This window comes from Pelistega sp. MC2, from assembly GCF_900099475.1.
GTDB classification, from domain to species: domain Bacteria; phylum Pseudomonadota; class Gammaproteobacteria; order Burkholderiales; family Burkholderiaceae_B; genus Taylorella; species Taylorella indica.
This window is the reverse complement of record NZ_LT628275.1, coordinates 110145-126938: the sequence shown is the minus strand read 5'-3', so window position 1 is coordinate 126938 and position 16794 is coordinate 110145. Positions and strand designations below refer to the sequence as shown.

Sequence of the window (16794 nt, the reverse complement as noted above, 5' to 3'; positions counted from 1 at the left end):
AGCACTTTTCAATTAGGATAATGATCATTCACTCAGCAAGCGAACAACTCTTTCGAATAGCCAATATTTGTAGAATTTATGCTAGCTCTTTTAATAATCCTAAAATCTACACCCCTTAAAAACCACTCCACCCCTTCCTGTATAAGGTTATCTGCATTTTTAAGCGAAATTCTATTAAAATGTATATATCTTAAAAGCATATAGGTGCATCGTGCAAAACTTATCCTCTCTTCAACAACAGCCAGAATTATTAAAAGAAATCCAGCGTGGCATTGAACGCGAAGCTATACGTATCACTAAAGATGGACAAGTCGCACTTGATAAGCACCCTACAGTGCTTGGCTCTGCACTTACACATCCTAATATTACAACAGACTATTCAGAGGCATTAATTGAACTAATTACTAGCCCCCACAAAACTGTTGAAGAACTCCTTATGGAACTTCACCATGTTCATCAATTTGTTGTCCAAAGCGTACCCGATCAAAATCTATGGACACAATCCATGCCTTGCCACCTCCCAGAGGAAAAGGATATTCCTATTGCTGAATACGGTACCTCAAATTCTGGCACACTACGTCATGTATATCGTGAAGGCTTAGCACTACGATATGGTAAGAAAATGCAATGTATCGCAGGACTACATTATAATTTTTCACTCCCACCAGAACTATGGCAGTTACTCCCTATAGAAGGGAATACCCAGCAAGAAAAACAAAATGTCGGTTATATGGCATTAATTCGCAATTTTAAGCGCTATGCTTGGTTACTAATGTATTTGTTTGGGGCATCACCCACCATTAATGGATCCTTCCTTAATGAGGAACAAAAGAAACGTCTTACTCCCCTTGTTGAAGGAGAAGATCATACATACTATTTACCTTATGCTACTAGTCTAAGAATGAGCGATTTAGGGTATAGAAATGACGCTCAATCTAACCTTAAATCATGTTTTAATACCTTAGAAGGCTTTGCACAACTTATCTATGATGCAGTTACTACACCTTGGCCAGCCTACGAAGCACTCGGTACACAAAAAGACGGTAAATGGATTCAATTAAATGGGAATATCCTACAAATTGAAAATGAATTTTATGCCACTATTCGTCCTAAACGCACACATGGCAGAGGTGAGCGTCCTATCACGGCATTATTAAAAGATGGGATTCAATACATTGAAGTTCGCTGCATCGATATTGATCCCTTCCATCCTCTTGGTATAAGTGAGGATACCTGCCGATTCCTGGACGCATTTTTACTTTATTGTGCTTGCACCCAAAGTGCTGCTTTTCCAGGAACTGGACAATGTAAAGAAAGTGAGAGCAATTTTAATAAAGTAGTAAACTATGGTCGCCAGCCTGGTCTAACACTCCTAAATCAGGATAAAGACATCTCGCTAAAAGAGTGGGGCTTAGCACTTATTGAACAAATCAAAATTGCCGCGACATTATTAGATAAAGCTTATAATACACAAGCTTATAGTCGTTCTCTTGATGCTCAAAAAACTAAACTATTAGATTCAACACTGTGCCCTTCTAATCAAGTATTAGCACTATTACAAAAAGAAAATAATCACTTTAATGAGAGTATTACTAAGCTTAGCCAATTTAATACTGATACATTAAGAGTCGTCCCCCTCAATAAAGAACTTTACGACAAATTTCTACAGCAAGGTAAAGAAAGTATTGCCCAACAAGAACAAATCGAGAAGTCTGATCATATTGACTTTGCAACCTACTTACAGCAATTTATGGATGCATTAAAAATTTAAACTTAAACTATCCCGCTAGCATAGAATTTAGGTTAATAATTTTTAATCCTATGCCCCTATTATGTGGGGTACTTAAGATGATTATTTTTGACGTGCAGATTTCCTCAACCAATACATCACTGATTAAGTATCAAAATCTGCACGCCGAAAACTTTACTATCAACAAATTAAAAGGGGATGATATTTATATCACCCCCTTCTCATTTTGTAGATTGCCAGATTAGTTTTTCAAAGAAACAATCCATTCAGCAAGAATTTGTGCTTCTTCATCGCTTACAGGGTTAGGAGGCATTGGCACTGCTCCCCATTTACCAGAACTACCGCCCTTAATACTAGCAGCAACTGTTGCTGGATCAGAGTATTTTGCAGATACATCATTGAATGCGGGACCAACAACCTGAGCTTCTACACTATGGCACGCAGAACAAGCTTTCGAATTAAATAAAGCTTTTGCTTTTTCAATGTCTACTGTACCTTTAGTAGCAGCAGGTGCTGGTGCAGCTGCTGCTGGAGCAGTCTCATCAGGTTTAGCTTCTGTCGTTGCTGCTGGTGATGCTTCTGCTGGTTTAGCTTCTGTCGCTGCTGCTGGTGCTGCTTCAGCTGGTTTAGCTTCTGTCGCTGCTGCTGGTGCTGCTTCAGCTGGTTTAGCTTCTGTCACTGTTGCTAGTGCTGCTTCAGCTGGTTTATCAGCTTTTTTATCATCGACTTTATTAGCATCGGCACCTTTGTCAGCAGGCTCAGCAAGCTTACCACCTGATGCATTAGCCATAAATACAACCGCACGTTGAACTTCTAAATCACTTAGCTTAGGATTACCACCACGAGACGGCATTCCATTAAAACCTTCAAGTGCATGCTTAAATAGAGTAGCCTCACCTTGTGCAATACGAGGTGCCCACGCAGCACTATCACCCTTCTTAGGCGCCCCTGCTAGCCCAGCATCATGACAGGACATACAGACGCTTTTGTAAACCTCTTCACCTGTTAAAGGACCTTTCTTACCACTATCTAATGTAATAGCTGGTGCCCCCGTATTATATTTAGCTACAGGTGCAATACGATCCTCAATAGCATCAGATGTTAATAAGGCAGGGTCAGTATCTGAAGAGCTGAATGTCTTTATTAAAATAATGATAAGGATGATAGGCAATAACAATACCAACGCCAGTTTTAATAATGTTTGGCTTGATTTATTAGCGTTCGTGCTCATAAAAAATCCTAAAAAAATAAGAAATAAATACTAATAATATGTGATTATAACTTTACTCTACACTTGAGATAATAGGATTTATCATTATTCTTCAAAATATCTTTTTTTTTGCGGAAATATTTACTTTTTTGCCACGTTTATGCTTAAATTTTAAATTATTTCACTTACAATAGAGGCTTTCTCACCGTAGTTCAATGGATAGAATAAGAGTTTCCGAAGCTCTTGATACAGGTTCGATTCCTGTCGGTGAGGCCATCAACAAATTCAAAAAAATTTATTTTTATTCAAAACAGTTTAAAAATATTAATAAAAACAACTGGTTAAAATAAAATTTCCTTCCTTTTTCTTTATTTTACTTCGATTAAATTTAAGCCTATTGATTAAATTATGTAGGTAAATTATCATTAGTTTACCTACACAAGTTAGATTTTTACCCACACAGATTTAGTTTGTTTTTATTTTGTAAAAATGAATCATTCCTACCTTAATCACGAATTATTTTCATTAAAATTTTCTAGCTTGTGTTTTTTACCCACCAACTTGCGTTTTTCCCCCAAATTTGTGGAGTTTTTAGCGCAATTTGTGGTTTTTTCCTCTGTATGGCTCATGGATAGATTAATTTTAGCTAGAAATCCATTTAAAATAGAAATGTTAGAGAAGTTAGCTACTCTCTCCACAGAAGAACAACTAAATATCATTCAACAAGTAAATAATCTATATGCTTTATATAGCATTGTTAACGCATCTAAAACAACTAATTAGTAAAATACTCCCTATTCAGAAAAACATTGAAGAGGTTAACCAAATATGAGTAAGTATTTAATCACATTCGACATGGATACAGATTGTTTAAGAGAACAATATCACGCCATGAGCTATCAAAACGCTTATGCCGATATAAAAGCAATCCTGTTAAAGCATGGATTTAACCATTTACAAGGTAGTGTTTATTTAGGTAATGATGGCATTAGTGAAGCTCATGGGACATTAGCTATTCAAGAATTAACAGCTAGATATGACTGGTTTTTTAGTTGCGTTTCTAACATCAAGTTTTACAGACTTGAAAGCGATTTAAACGCCGATTTCATCGCTCGTGGAGTTTATGAAGCCAAACAGTTATTTAATCAACGTTTAGCAAAACTAGAAGCCGAATTAAAAGACGCTGGGTTACCTACAGCCAAAATCAAAGAAATCCTTAGTAAAGAAGTATTTTTATTGGAAGATAACCAACCTATTAAAAGCAAAAAAACTAAATAACCTCTAAAACAACATTTAAAACGCCCTTTAGAGGCGTTTTTTTATATGCGGTTTAGCGGTATTCACAACATCATTCAAATTTAATACTGAACTTTTTATTAAAGGAAGTTAAAGCAAAAATATCTCTAGATCTCCAAAAACTCCACAAGTCGCCCTATTTTTTATTTAACTTATTGATATATATAATATAAAAACCACTAGTTGGAATAAAATAACTACGTCAAGATATAGTAGGCAAATATGTAGGTAAAAACAAATTCAACTAATTTATTTAGTGAATCTCAACGACTATAATGCAGTTGAGATAGCAAAAGCAGAGGAACTAATTAATGCATAATCAAACATTAATAACTGTCCAAGATGTGCAATTAAGTGCTGAGTGGTACAAAAATAATCTCGGATTAGCCAAAGGACACGGTGGGTCTCATTACGAACAACTGATTCACAATGGGAAACTCATTCTGCAACTTCATAACATGGATCCTGATGAGAATCATGGTATCTTATTAACTCCAGAGGGGACACTAGGAAACGGTGTTTTAATCTGGATAAGTATTGATAATTTTGATGAAGCCATCAAGAGATTACGTGATAATCATACCAAGTTGGATAAAGAACCATTTTTCAATGAACGAGCTAGGCAATGGGAAGTATGGTTACGAGATCCTGACGGATATAGAATTGTATTATCTGGTCCATCAGAATACCCAATTACTGAATTGAGTGAATCATAATAGGAATATGACTAATTGAAGAGGATGGGCATTAAAGCCCATCCTCTCGCAAGCATTATTTGTGAACAAAAGGTCCTAAAGCCAACAGTCTTTGCCATTAAACTGTAGAAGTTCAGACTTCATCTGACAGTTCCCCGTTTGACAAGCGGTGTCTGTCAGATTAGATTTAGCTCAGCTTTTTGCTGTTCCAAATCTGTTTACCATCAATCAATGTTTCTATGGGTGTTCGCCCACAGCACATCTTTCCTTGATGAGTTCGTTCATTATTATAGAAATCAAGCCATTCGTCTAGGTCTTTTTGCAAACTATCTAAATCAGCATAGAGTTTTTTGCGGAACGTTACTTGATAAAACTCCTGCAAAATGGTCTTATGGAAGCGCTCGCAAATACCATTGGTTTGAGGTGATCGAGCCTTAGTCTTTGTATGCTCAATTTCATTAATAACTAGATAAAGCTCATAATCATGATGCTCTACCTTACCGCAGAACTCTGTTCCTCTATCTGTCAGAATGCGTAATACAGGTAAATCATGCTCTGCATAAAAAGGTAATACACGATCATTAAGTAAGTCTGCAGAAGTAATAGGGGTTTTAGAGGTGTATAGCTTACAATGCGCTACTTTACTGTAAGTATCGACATATGTTTGCTGATAAATACGTCCTACCCCTTTTAAATGCCCCACATAAAAGGTATCTTGTGAACCCAAATAGCCAGGATGCGCGGTTTCAATCTCACCCATGGCTTGCTCTTCATCTTTCTTGCANATTAGTCATAAACTCAACTTAATTTTTCTGGAACTACCCAAAATCCAGAAAAATACGCTAGACTATCAGAACAGTCGCCTACACACTTGGCTATATTTCATTAAATTCCTTGGAGAGATGAAAACCATGCCACATCAATTTATTACTGACGATACCTTTAGAGAAATCTTTCGCAAAGCCAATGTCGCGAATATGACCGCCCAACAGGTGGAGGACTTTATTCGTCAGAATAAATACCATTGGAATCATATGATTTCCCTTGATGTTAAATATAATGAAGGGAAAGAAAAGGGGCTTCAGGAAGGGATTAATATTGGGAAAGAAGAAGGCTTAGCACTAGGCAGAGAAGAAGGGATAGCCATTGGTCAAGAGAAAGGGATGTCTATTGGCAGAGAAGAAGAGAAGCTCTCTACCGCTAAAAAACTAAAAGCGCGTGGCACAGATACTGCCCTTATCCATGATGTCACTGGTTTACCCATAGAAATAATTGAGAAACTATAAGTACACAATCACCCAATAAGTTGTATTTTTCATTAATAACAAGTCGTATTTTCCATTAAGTAAACAACGTCACTTAAAAAGTAAAAAGTAAAATATTATCAAAGAGAAAGAGGATATTCAGAAAAGAATATCCTCTTTATTTATTTCTATTTTTCTAGTTAGATACTATTAATCAGTTACTTTTACAGTACCTTTCATCATAGCGATATGACCAGGGAATGAGCAAAAGAATGTATAAGCGTCATCTTTAGATAAATTAGCAGGATCTAATGTTAGCTTATCAGACTCACCGCCACCAATTAATTTAGTGTGTGCAATAACTCTAGCATCATCTGCTTTGATATAGTTAGCATCAGGACCCGCCGCTGCGCCATCAGTTGCGATACCTGTTACATCAGCCTCTTTAGAAACGACAATATTATGACCCATTGCCGCTTTTGGCATTGAACCTACATGCTTCAACTCAATATCAAATGTTTTGCATGCTTTGCTTACCACGATTTCTTTAGTGTTGTATTGCATTTGGTCGTTTGACTCAACAACAGCACTACATTCAGCAGCCATTACTGGTGTAGCAGCTACGGCAAATACAGCCGCTAAAGCAAATTTTTTCATTGACATAGTATAACTCCTCTAAAAACATACTAAAAATTCAATTTTCAGGAATTAGCATATAACTAAACTCTTTATGATGCAAGGCGTGCCAAACGCTATTTAGTTTCATTAACCATCACATAAACTACTGTAAATATCATCTATTTTTCAGAATATACCCTCTAGTTCATCCTATTTTGCATTTAATTTCAAAAAGCCATACAGTTGTCTATCACTTATTACCCTACTAAAAAGCTCAGATAAGCTGTTTCATTAAGTTTCATGACCCAATTGAAATAGGTGGTTACCATATTTTTTATCAACCACTATCAATATCACTACCTACCTTTCTTTAAAAAGAGTCAATAATATGACTACTCTTGAGAAGTGGCAATTAGTGATTAGCAATTGACGATTAACTTTTAACAACAATAAATAATACCAAAGAAAAATCCCTGATTCCTTAAAAGAAATCAGGGACTTACGGACAAATGAAATACATTTTGGTGCTCACGACGAGATTTGAACTCGTACAGCTCTCGCCACTACCCCCTCAAGATAGCGTGTCTACCAATTCCACCACGTGAGCAATAAAGTCGTTATTATACATAACTTATCTGAGAAATTCAGAACTTTTTGACAGTTTAATGTCAATTTTCTAGTCTATTGCTGAGGTGCTTTTGAACCACCTACATTAGAATCTTTCTCTGTAGAGATAGGTGAAGTCACCTCTTTCTCCATCGCTTTGCTCGTCTCTTTCACCGCCGCTGTTGCTTGATTTGTCGCTTCTTGTGATTTAGTCATCACTGCTTCACTCGCCTGTTTAGCATTTTCAGTAGCCGTTGCTGCATGAGAATTTGCTACATCCTGTACCTTATCTTTAGCAGCCTCTACTTTATCTGCTGCTTGCTCGACTTTATCAGAAGCAGTAGCAGCCGTAGTAGCAGTAGCATCTTTTTGAGCTGCACCATCAGCTACCGTTGAAACTGATTTGTCAGCCGCTTCAGCCGTCGTTGTAGTTGCGCTTGCTGCTGAGTTTGCTGCAGCAGCATCTACTGTTTTAGCGCTTGTTGCTGCAGTAGTATCAGCAGTTGATGTACTCGTGCTAGATGTGGCAGGTGCTGTTGCAGATGATGTTGTTGCTGTTGTCTCTGATCTAGTCATTGATACATCAGGTGTTGCTGTGCCAGAAGATGCTGAAACAGCAGTATCACTAGAAGAGGACGAAGCACTATTTGTCGCCGTATTAGTCTCATTGGCAGGAGCAGATGTTGCTGTGCCTGTTGTACTAGATGTGTTAGCTGTCGCAGCGTCAGCGTTACTAGCTGGTGCTGTTGGCACTGCCGATGTAGTATTATCAGGTACTGCTGTAGGCGTTGGCGCAAAACCTTCCATCAAACTACCGCCTGATGTAGGTGCTTTTTTCTCCAATCCACCTGACCCAACATAAGCCAAACCTAATGTACTCGCAAAGAAAATAACTGCAGCCCATTTTGTCATACGTGAAAAGAAATTTGCAGAGCCAGCCGATCCAAAGATACTACCAGCTGAGCCACTTCCAAATGATGAGCCCATATCTGCACCTTTTCCCTGCTGTAATAGCACTAGTGCAATAATCGCTAAAGCACTAATAACCTGTACGGCAATTAGGATTGGGAATAAATAAGTTAACATAACTACTCCGAAAAAATTAAGCTATTGCAATAGCCAAAAACTCATCTGCATCTAAGGCAGCGCCACCAACTAATGCACCGTCAATATCTTGCATAGCAAACAAACTTGCCGCATTAGCTGATTTAACACTACCACCATATAAAATTTGTACCTGCGGCGCTTGCTGTTGTCGTAATAACTCACGGATAAAGGCGTGCACTTCTTGGGCTTGTTCTGGCGTAGCCGTCAGCCCAGTCCCAATTGCCCAAACAGGTTCATAAGCAACTACTATATTTTTGAGTTGCTCTCCCAACGCAAGCACAGGCTTTAATTGCTGTTCAATAATGGCTAATGTATTACCCTCTTGTCTCTGCTCTAAAGACTCACCAATACAAACTATTGGCGTCATGCCTTGACTAAGTGCCAAACGGGCTTTCTCTGCCACCTGTTGACTAGTCTCACCATGATAACTACGTCGTTCTGAATGCCCCACAATCGCCCATTGACACGCAAAATCCATAAGCATACCCACGGATACTTCACCTGTGTAAGCACCTTCAGTGTATAAGCTTATATCCTGAGCTCCCCAAGAAATACTGGATCCGCTCAATGCCTGTTGTACTTGCGCTAGATAAGGAAACGACGGGCAGACAGCTAGTTGCACCGTTGCATACTTTTCTGGTGTCGCCTTAGTTTTCTCTAGTAAGCCAGCCAATAATGTCTGGTTTAACGCCAGACTTCCATTCATTTTCCAGTTACCTACTACAAGACGAGACGTACTTTTACGTATCTCATCACTCATATGTTTCTAGCCTTTTGAATTAGCAATTTAAAGTAAACCAACTATTATAAATTGAACCTATTTATTTTGTCAGTAATTTTATAGAGATACCTTAAAAATCAGTTGTTTAATGACTAAAATTACACCATTAATATTATTTAGATGCTTGAACATCTATGCTTGGTTGGAGAAACTATAACAGGCGAAACTGGCATTGCAAGTGTTTTAGCCATTAATACAGCGCCTTCGCCATACGTATTAAGTTGCTCAGCCAAGCCCAACTGTTGAGCATTGATAGGTTTAAAACCTTCTTTTTGCCACACCACCTCTGCACCCTGAACAGCCACAAGATAGGCAGACTTAAGCGTAGGTAACTGTTGTGCTTTTTGAAAAATTGCCCTTAAAAAAGCCTGTCTAACACCACGACCTCGAGCAAATGTGCTTAACGCCATATCATGCAAATATAATAGACTAGGCTTTTTAGGACATTCAAAGTTCTCTGTATGTAAACAAGGAAATTGTTCTAAACTCGCTAGCACACACATAAAATAGCCCAGCACTTGTCCTTGCAGATTGGTCGCGACAAGGCAAAAATCCGGAGATTGCTGTATTTTATTAATGAATGCTTCAGATGTTTCATGGTATTCCTCTGGATAACACTCATGTTGGATCCTATTAATGGCAGCAATATCACCCACTAATGCATGACGAATGATAAAAGAAGCTTTTTGCATTTTTAACGCTTGACTTTATGTATATTGAGTAAAGTATTGGACAGTAAGGTCAAATTGTTTCCAAGTGACCTTACAAACGATTCTACCTAGCTAGTAGCACCCTTTATTCAAGGGTTAAGACAATTTTACCGATTTGTTCGCCTGCATCCATCATCGCATGAGCCTTTTGCACATCCTCAAATGGGAATGTCGCGTATACCACAGGTTTTAGCTTACCTTGTGCAAACAAAGGCCAGACTTTCTCAGCAAGATTTTTCGCAATATCGGTTTTAAATTCTGCTGAACGAGGTCGTAATGTTGATCCCGTAATAGTTAAACGACGACGCATTAATAAATTACTATTAATCGTCGCTTTACTACCACCTAATTGAGCAATAATCACAGTACGACCATCTTCTGCTAAGGCTTGTAAGTTACGATTGATATACTCACCACTTACCATATCAAGAATTACATCGACCCCTTTACCTTGGGTTAATTGCTTAATTTCCTCAACAAAATCTTGTGTTTTATAGTTAATACCTTTATCAGCACCTAAGGTCTCTACCGCCTTGACTCTCTCATCAGAGCCCACTGTCGCAAATACCTTATGCCCCAGTGCTTTTGCCAACAAAATAGCTGTCGTGCCGATTCCTGAAGCACCGCCATGCACTAATAAGGTCTCATCACCTTTTAATTGTCCACGATCAAATACATTACTCCAGACGGTAAAATAGGTCTCTGGTAAAGTAGCTGCTTCCACAAGATTCAATCCTTTTGGAATGGGTAAACAATTCCCCGCTGGCGCTGCACAATATTCCGCATAGCCACCACCGGGCGTTAATGCGCAGACTAAGTCACCAATCTTAAAAGAAGTACCTGATAAATCTCCCTCTACAATCTCCCCTGCTACTTCTAAACCGGGTAAGTCAGATGCATCTGGTGGTGGTGGATAGGATCCTTGTCGCTGAAAAACATCGGGACGATTGATACCTGCAGCATGTACCTTAATTAAGACTTCCCCCTTTTTTAATGCGGGCTTTTCACGTTCAACAATCTGTAATACTTCGGGTCCACCTGGTGTGGTGATTTCAATGGCCTTCATCATTATTCCTTCTCTAATAAACTGTTTAACATCGCTATTTGCTTATCATAAGCTTCTTTTTCACGTGCATAAATGCTATATACACAAGCATCACCACAATCACTACCACAGCACTCCCAACTTTCTGGATAAGTCGGAGGCGTCAACTCTTCTATAAGCACCGATAATGTTGATTGGCTCTCACTACTGTCTGAGCGATTATCATTGTGACTCACAGAATGGCTATTGCTTTGTACATTCTCATCGAGTGGTTGTTTATTATTATATTGACTCTCTACTTGTTTACTATCATTTGGCAAACTATTGTCTAGTTTACTATCGAGCTCATTACTCATAGTACCAACTCTCTAACTCTTCATGCATCTTATGTAGATCTTGTCTATATTTTCTACAATCCCTATCTTTAGATACGTTACTGCCTAGGGCATTAGGCTTTGACCTCAATCACAACACCATCTAATTCAATCCGTTCATCCGCCCGTATTTTAGCTGTTTTACGCGTTTCAACTTGTCCATTACGATACACATACCCTTCAGCGATCAAGTTTTTAGCTTGTCCACCACTATCGACAACACCAGCCAATTTTAATAAATCACATAAAGCGATAAACTCTTGGTCTTGTAGAGAAAATTCTATCTGAGCACTCATCAATTATTCCTTATTAATAAGTCATTATTGTAGCGTATAGTATCTCTCAAGAACAAAAAGACAAGAATAACCTCTGATGGAAATTCTTGTCCGATGATTAATAATTAACTTTTTGTTTTTTGACGCACTGGTTTTTCAACTTAACAATCAAGTATAGAACCGTATCACTCTATTGAAAACATAAGCATTGAAAGCCTGAGCGCCGAAACTCCCTTTTTTGTTTTTGACGCTCAGTTTTTATCAAAGCCTGAGCGCCGAAACTCCCTTTTTTGTTTTTGACGCTCGGTTTTTATCAAAGCCTGAGCGCCGAAACTCCAGATCACACGTGTTTTTTCACAAAATTGTGTCTAAATTTATAACGTATTTCTCCCACAATGCCTCGTCTAAAAGTCATCACGCAAAGGATAAAGATTAAGCCCATCACTAAGCTAACTGACTCTCCAAGTGAGTTAAACCATTGAATTCCAGTAGTATCGGCAAATAATCTTCCCATATCACCGATTTTGTTCTCTAGTGAGACCACTATCAATGCACCTAAAACAGGGCCAATAAACGTTCCCATTCCTCCAATTAATGTCATCAAAACCACTAACCCTGATGTCTGCCATACGGCATCACTTAAGGTTGCTGAGACAAATACGATTGTTTTAGTGGCGCCTGCTAAGCCAGCCAAAGCAGCAGATAGGACAAAGGCAATCAATTTATATTGATCTACATCATAGCCTAGAGAGATACAACGTGATTCATTTTCTTTAATCGCCTTTAAAACACTACCAAACGGTGAATTAACACAGCGCCAGCAGATAAAGAAACCAAAGATAAAAATAGCTAATACCACATAGTACAAATTCAAATCTTTGCTCAGATCAATTAAACCGAATAAGGTACCACGAGGGACGCCTTGAAGTCCGTCCTCCCCACCTGTGAAAGGCGCTTGCAAAAAGAAGAAATAAATCATTTGCGATAAGGCTAAGGTAATCATAGTGAAATAAATACCTTTGCGTCGAATAGCTAAGCCACCAATAATGGCACCTAAAATAGCTGCCATAATCATGCCAAATAAAATACTTAGCTCTGTGCTCAGCCCCAAAACTTTAGCCGCATGCCCCGTAGCATAAGCAGCACCCCCTAGAAATGCAGCATGACCAAATGATAATAAGCCCACATACCCTTGTAATAAGTTAAATGCACACGCAAACAAGGCGTAGCATAAAATTTTCATGACAAAAATGGGATAAACACCAAACATTGGAAGAGCGCCAATAATGATGGCCAATAATATATATGCGATGAGTTGACGATTCATTATTTTTCTTTCCCAAAAAAGTCCAGCAGGACGAACTAATAAAACAAGTGCCATAATCATAAAGACCACAGTGCTTGATGCCTCAGGCCAGAATACTTTCGTAAGTCCCTCAATCACGCCTAAAGCAAGACCAGTCACAATAGACCCCATAATTGAACCCATTCCCCCAATAACCACGACGGCAAAAACCACAATAATAAGGTTAGACCCCATCAATGGAGAAACTTGCAACACCGGAGCAGCTAGAACGCCTGCAAATCCAGCTAATGCTACGCCAAACCCATACGTCAAGGTAATCATCAATGGGACATTAATACCAAATGCTTCTACTAGTTTGGCATTCTCAGTGCCCGCTCTAAGCTGTGATCCCAAGCGCGTTTTTTCGATCATAAACCATGTGAATAGACATACTACTAATGAAGCCACCACTACCCACGCACGATATTTGGGTAAAATCATAAAACCAAGATTTAAAGCTCCTTGGAGTGCTGTTGGTGTTGTATACGCCTGCCCTGATACACCATAAAAACTACGAAATAATCCCTCAAGAACTAATGTAATCCCAAACGTTAAAAGTAAACCATAGACATGATCTAATTTATAAAGATGGCGTAATAAAAGACGCTCTAACACCATACCAAAGATGGCAACCACAATAGGAGCAAGAACTAGCATTATCCAATAATTGATCCCTAAATAATTGCTTCCCATCCAAGCAATATAGGCACCAAGCATAAATAAAGCACCATGAGCAAAATTAATGACGTTTAATAGTCCAAAAATAATCGCTAAACCTAAAGATAAAATAGCATAAAAAGAGCCATTTACTAGACCTAACAAAATTTGCCCAAGGAGAGCTGGTAATGGGATGTCAAACACAGTCATCATAATTATTTAACACATTGAGGAGAACGAGCTAAGCTCGCCCCCCGATTAAACGAGTAATTAAAGTTTAAAGCTTGCAAGTAGATTCACTCTCTGGACCATAAGCCTCTTCACCTGACGCTTTACGAATAACTTTGTAATAGTCCCAAGGACCTTTTGATTCAGCAGGGGTTTTCGCCTGATATAAATACATATCATGCGCAAGCAAACCATCTTTACGAACCGTCGTATTTTGAACGAAGAAGTCATTGAGAGGATTAGACTTAAACCATTTCATTACCGCTTCCCCCATTGTCTGTACCCGTTTCCTTTACGGCTTTCAGATAATTGGTAACAGCACTATAATCGCCTGCATGAATAAATGATGGTTTACGTTTAACTTTTTCCTCAAAACGTTTTGACCATTCCCGCGAAGCATCATCTTGATCCCAATACCACGCACCTGTTAGATATAAACCTTGAGTAACTTCTAAGCCAAGAGAATGAACATCATTAATAAATACTAATAAACCAGCCGGTTTCATGCCCGGTGTTACCCCGAATTCACGAGCAGCTTTAATAGAGTTAATAAAATCACCACCTGCATTAGCCAAGCCTAGGATTTGCGCTCCCGACGATTGTGCTTGAAGCATATAAGATGAGAAGTCGCTTGTACTCAATGGTACTTTCACAGCGCCTTTTACCGTACCACCTGATTTTTTGACTACAGCAACGGTGTCTTTTTCTAGACTATGACCAAACGCATAATCAGCTGTAATAAAGAACCAATCTTTACCACCCTCTTTTACTACCGCCCCGCCAGTTACATTCGCCAGTGCCTTGGTACTATATCCATAGTGAATTGTGAAAGGAGTGCACGCTTCATTAGTTAATTGCGTTGAGCCTGCTCCTAATTGAATATAAGGAACTTTTTTCTCTGCTGCTAAACGAGCAACGGCAAGAGCTGCTGCCGAATTGGTTCCACCCACAATAATATCTACATGTTCTTGGTCAATCCACTCGCGAGCTTTAGCTGACGCTAAGTCTGCTTTGTTTTGATGGTCAAACGTTAATACTTCAATTTTCTTGCCATTTACTTCACCACCAGCATCAGCAATAGCCATTTTAATAGCTTCAGTGCCAGACGGACCATCAATATCAGAATAAACGCCTGACATATCGGTAATATGACCGATACGAATAACATCATTAGAAATAGTTTGTACCATAGCACTAGTCATGCTCATCGCAGCTAGGCTTGCTGTTAAACAGCTGAATTTGAACTTCATACTATATGTCACCTCAGTTTCTAGACTAGTTTGTTTTTAAACACCAAGTAAGGTGTGTAATGTTTGTTCTTTGCTACTAAGTTGAGAGGCAGTAAAACACTCCACCACTTCGCCATGATCCATCACATAGAATTGATCTGCCAATGGAGCAGCAAATTTAAAATTTTGCTCTACCATCACAATCGTGAATCCTTTATTTTTGAGCGCCACAATCATACGTGCTAAGGCCTGTACAATGACAGGTGCTAAACCTTCGGAAATTTCATCCAACAGCAAAATATTGGCTCCCGTACGTAGGATTCTTGCCACGGCTAGCATCTGTTGTTCTCCACCAGATAAACGCGTACCTGGAGACAAGCGACGTTCCAAAAGGTTAGGAAACATTTGATAAATTTCCTCCACAGACATCCCAATATCACGTTGCTTAGTTTTAAGATGTGGCGGTAATAGTAAGTTTTCTTCTGTCGTCAAACTAGCAAAAATACCTCTTTCTTCTGGACAATACCCTACACCTAAATGAGCGACCTTATAGGTAGGTAATCCTATAGATTCTGTACCATGAATTTTGATCGATCCCTTACGCTGTCCTGTCAATCCCATAATGGCACGTAATGTGGTAGTACGTCCAGCACCATTACGCCCTAATAGTGTGACTACCTGTCCTTTTGGCACTTGAATATTGACACCATGTAAAATATGTGACTCACCATACCATGCATGTAAATCCTTAATTTCTAACGCTAACGTACTCATCTCAATGAGCCCCCTCTAGAACACCTTCACTTGTCCCCATATATGCCTCCATCACAGCGGGATTTGTAGATACTTCAGCATAAGTGCCCTCGGCTAATACAGCCCCACGAGCTAATACCGTAATACAATCAGCAATCGATGAAATGACATTCATATTGTGCTCTACCATAAGAATGGTACGACCAGTGCTTACTTTTTTAATTAATTGGGTGGTCCGCTCCACGTCCTCCAAGCCCATTCCTTGTGTTGGCTCATCAAGCAACATTAACTCTGGCTCCATCGCAAGCGTTGTCGCAATCTCCAATGCCCTTTTACGTCCATAAGGTAAATCGGCTGTGATATGATTCTCAAACTCTAATAAATCAACCTCTGCCAATAATTCTCTACAACGATTGTTTAATCTATTTAATGAACTATCACTTCGTAAAAAGTTATACGTATTAGTGTGTGTGCGTTGAAAACCAATACGCACATTTTCTAAGACGGTTAATTCGGGAAAAACAGCAGATATTTGAAATGAACGAATAATTCCTTTACGAGCAATCTGTGCTGGCTTAGTTTGGGTAATATTTTCGCCATTAAAATAAATCTCACCAGACGTTGGCTTTAAAAACTTAGTTAATAGGTTAAAACACGTTGTCTTACCTGCCCCATTAGGACCAATTAAAGCATGAATATTGCCTCGTTGTACATGCAAGTCAACATTATTAACAGCAATAAACCCTAGAAAGTTTTTAGTGAGCTGCTTGGTTTCTAGAATTAAGTCTTTCTCCATACAAGTTCCTACATAGATGGTCAATTAAACGCATTCTTCAGTATTATTTCTTTATGTTTTTTTCTCATCATATTT

General features: G+C 38.7%; 14 protein-coding genes, 2 tRNA genes and 4 pseudogenes. 5 read left to right on the top strand and 15 right to left on the bottom strand.

Features of this window, described 5'->3' with window-relative positions:
• The first annotated feature begins 211 nt into the window (after nucleotides 1-211).
• Nucleotides 212-1771, top strand: a complete 1560-nt coding sequence (gene gshA / locus BQ4443_RS06115) for a glutamate--cysteine ligase (RefSeq protein ID WP_143000568.1) — start codon at nucleotides 212-214, stop codon at nucleotides 1769-1771.
• 220 nt (nucleotides 1772-1991) lie between these two features.
• Here gshA and BQ4443_RS12425 read toward each other — a convergent pair whose 3' ends face one another.
• Nucleotides 1992-2981: a c-type cytochrome gene (locus BQ4443_RS12425; protein WP_023952717.1), complete on the bottom strand. Its 990-nt coding sequence runs from the start codon at nucleotides 2979-2981 to the stop codon at nucleotides 1992-1994.
• 180 nt (nucleotides 2982-3161) lie between these two features.
• Here BQ4443_RS12425 and BQ4443_RS06105 point away from each other — a divergent pair.
• The 3 genes from BQ4443_RS06105 to BQ4443_RS06090 all read left to right on the top strand — a co-directional run bounded on the left by BQ4443_RS06105 (nucleotide 3162) and on the right by BQ4443_RS06090 (nucleotide 4972).
• Nucleotides 3162-3236 (top strand) — tRNA-Arg (locus BQ4443_RS06105).
• A gap of 552 nt (nucleotides 3237-3788) precedes the next feature.
• Nucleotides 3789-4238, top strand: coding sequence for a virulence-associated protein VapD (locus BQ4443_RS06095; protein WP_023952713.1), 450 nt, complete (start codon nucleotides 3789-3791; stop codon nucleotides 4236-4238).
• A gap of 329 nt (nucleotides 4239-4567) precedes the next feature.
• Nucleotides 4568-4972, top strand: coding sequence for a VOC family protein (locus tag BQ4443_RS06090; RefSeq protein WP_023949285.1), 405 nt, complete (start codon nucleotides 4568-4570; stop codon nucleotides 4970-4972).
• A gap of 166 nt (nucleotides 4973-5138) precedes the next feature.
• On the opposite strand, the pseudogene BQ4443_RS06085 reads toward BQ4443_RS06090, so the two are convergent.
• Nucleotides 5139-5714 (bottom strand): annotated as a pseudogene (locus tag BQ4443_RS06085) (integrase core domain-containing protein); the annotation flags it as partial.
• On the opposite strand from BQ4443_RS06085, the gene BQ4443_RS06080 reads away from it, so the two are divergent.
• Nucleotides 5710-6237 carry a PD-(D/E)XK nuclease family transposase gene (locus tag BQ4443_RS06080; protein ID WP_071058379.1) on the top strand — a complete coding sequence of 176 codons (528 nt, stop codon included), beginning with the start codon at nucleotides 5710-5712 and terminating at the stop codon, nucleotides 6235-6237. The pseudogene BQ4443_RS06085 and the gene BQ4443_RS06080 overlap by 5 nt on opposite strands.
• A 168-nt stretch (nucleotides 6238-6405) precedes the next feature.
• On the opposite strand, the gene azu is transcribed toward BQ4443_RS06080, so the two are convergent.
• From azu to BQ4443_RS06015, 13 genes and pseudogenes are all read right to left on the bottom strand, one after another.
• Entirely contained in the window at nucleotides 6406-6858 is a 453-nt protein-coding gene (gene azu / locus BQ4443_RS06075; protein ID WP_071058378.1) for an azurin, read from the bottom strand.
• Nucleotides 6859-7335: 477 nt separating this feature from the next.
• Nucleotides 7336-7420: transfer RNA gene (locus tag BQ4443_RS06070), tRNA-Leu, on the bottom strand.
• Between the two features lie 74 nt (nucleotides 7421-7494).
• Nucleotides 7495-8505 carry a preprotein translocase subunit SecG gene (gene secG / locus BQ4443_RS12775; protein ID WP_083331883.1) on the bottom strand — a complete coding sequence of 337 codons (1011 nt, stop codon included), beginning with the start codon at nucleotides 8503-8505 and terminating at the stop codon, nucleotides 7495-7497.
• A 16-nt stretch (nucleotides 8506-8521) separates the two neighbouring features.
• Nucleotides 8522-9286 carry a triose-phosphate isomerase gene (gene tpiA / locus BQ4443_RS06060; RefSeq protein ID WP_023951849.1) on the bottom strand — a complete coding sequence of 255 codons (765 nt, stop codon included), beginning with the start codon at nucleotides 9284-9286 and terminating at the stop codon, nucleotides 8522-8524.
• A gap of 137 nt (nucleotides 9287-9423) precedes the next feature.
• Nucleotides 9424-9999 (bottom strand): GNAT family N-acetyltransferase, encoded by a 576-nt coding sequence (locus tag BQ4443_RS06055; RefSeq protein ID WP_023951850.1) that lies wholly within the window; start codon nucleotides 9997-9999, stop codon nucleotides 9424-9426.
• A 103-nt stretch (nucleotides 10000-10102) separates the two neighbouring features.
• Nucleotides 10103-11083: an NAD(P)H-quinone oxidoreductase gene (locus BQ4443_RS06050; RefSeq protein WP_023951852.1), complete on the bottom strand. Its 981-nt coding sequence runs from the start codon at nucleotides 11081-11083 to the stop codon at nucleotides 10103-10105.
• 2 nt (nucleotides 11084-11085) lie between these two features.
• Nucleotides 11086-11418: an oxidoreductase-like domain-containing protein gene (locus tag BQ4443_RS06045; RefSeq protein ID WP_023951854.1), complete on the bottom strand. Its 333-nt coding sequence runs from the start codon at nucleotides 11416-11418 to the stop codon at nucleotides 11086-11088.
• 92 nt (nucleotides 11419-11510) lie between these two features.
• Nucleotides 11511-11732: an RNA-binding S4 domain-containing protein gene (locus tag BQ4443_RS06040; protein ID WP_071058377.1), complete on the bottom strand. Its 222-nt coding sequence runs from the start codon at nucleotides 11730-11732 to the stop codon at nucleotides 11511-11513.
• Nucleotides 11733-12051: 319 nt separating this feature from the next.
• Nucleotides 12052-12942, bottom strand: a pseudogene (locus BQ4443_RS12625) (branched-chain amino acid ABC transporter permease); the annotation flags it as partial.
• A 99-nt stretch (nucleotides 12943-13041) separates the two neighbouring features.
• Nucleotides 13042-13926: pseudogene (locus BQ4443_RS12620) on the bottom strand (branched-chain amino acid ABC transporter permease); the annotation flags it as partial.
• Between the two features lie 64 nt (nucleotides 13927-13990).
• A pseudogene (locus BQ4443_RS06025) lies at nucleotides 13991-15191 on the bottom strand (ABC transporter substrate-binding protein).
• A 36-nt stretch (nucleotides 15192-15227) separates the two neighbouring features.
• Complete coding sequence (locus BQ4443_RS06020; RefSeq protein WP_071058373.1) at nucleotides 15228-15944, bottom strand: ABC transporter ATP-binding protein; 717 nt, start codon at nucleotides 15942-15944, stop codon at nucleotides 15228-15230.
• Between the two features lies 1 nt (nucleotide 15945).
• Nucleotides 15946-16719: an ABC transporter ATP-binding protein gene (locus BQ4443_RS06015; RefSeq protein ID WP_071058372.1), complete on the bottom strand. Its 774-nt coding sequence runs from the start codon at nucleotides 16717-16719 to the stop codon at nucleotides 15946-15948.
• Nucleotides 16720-16794 lie beyond the last annotated feature (75 nt).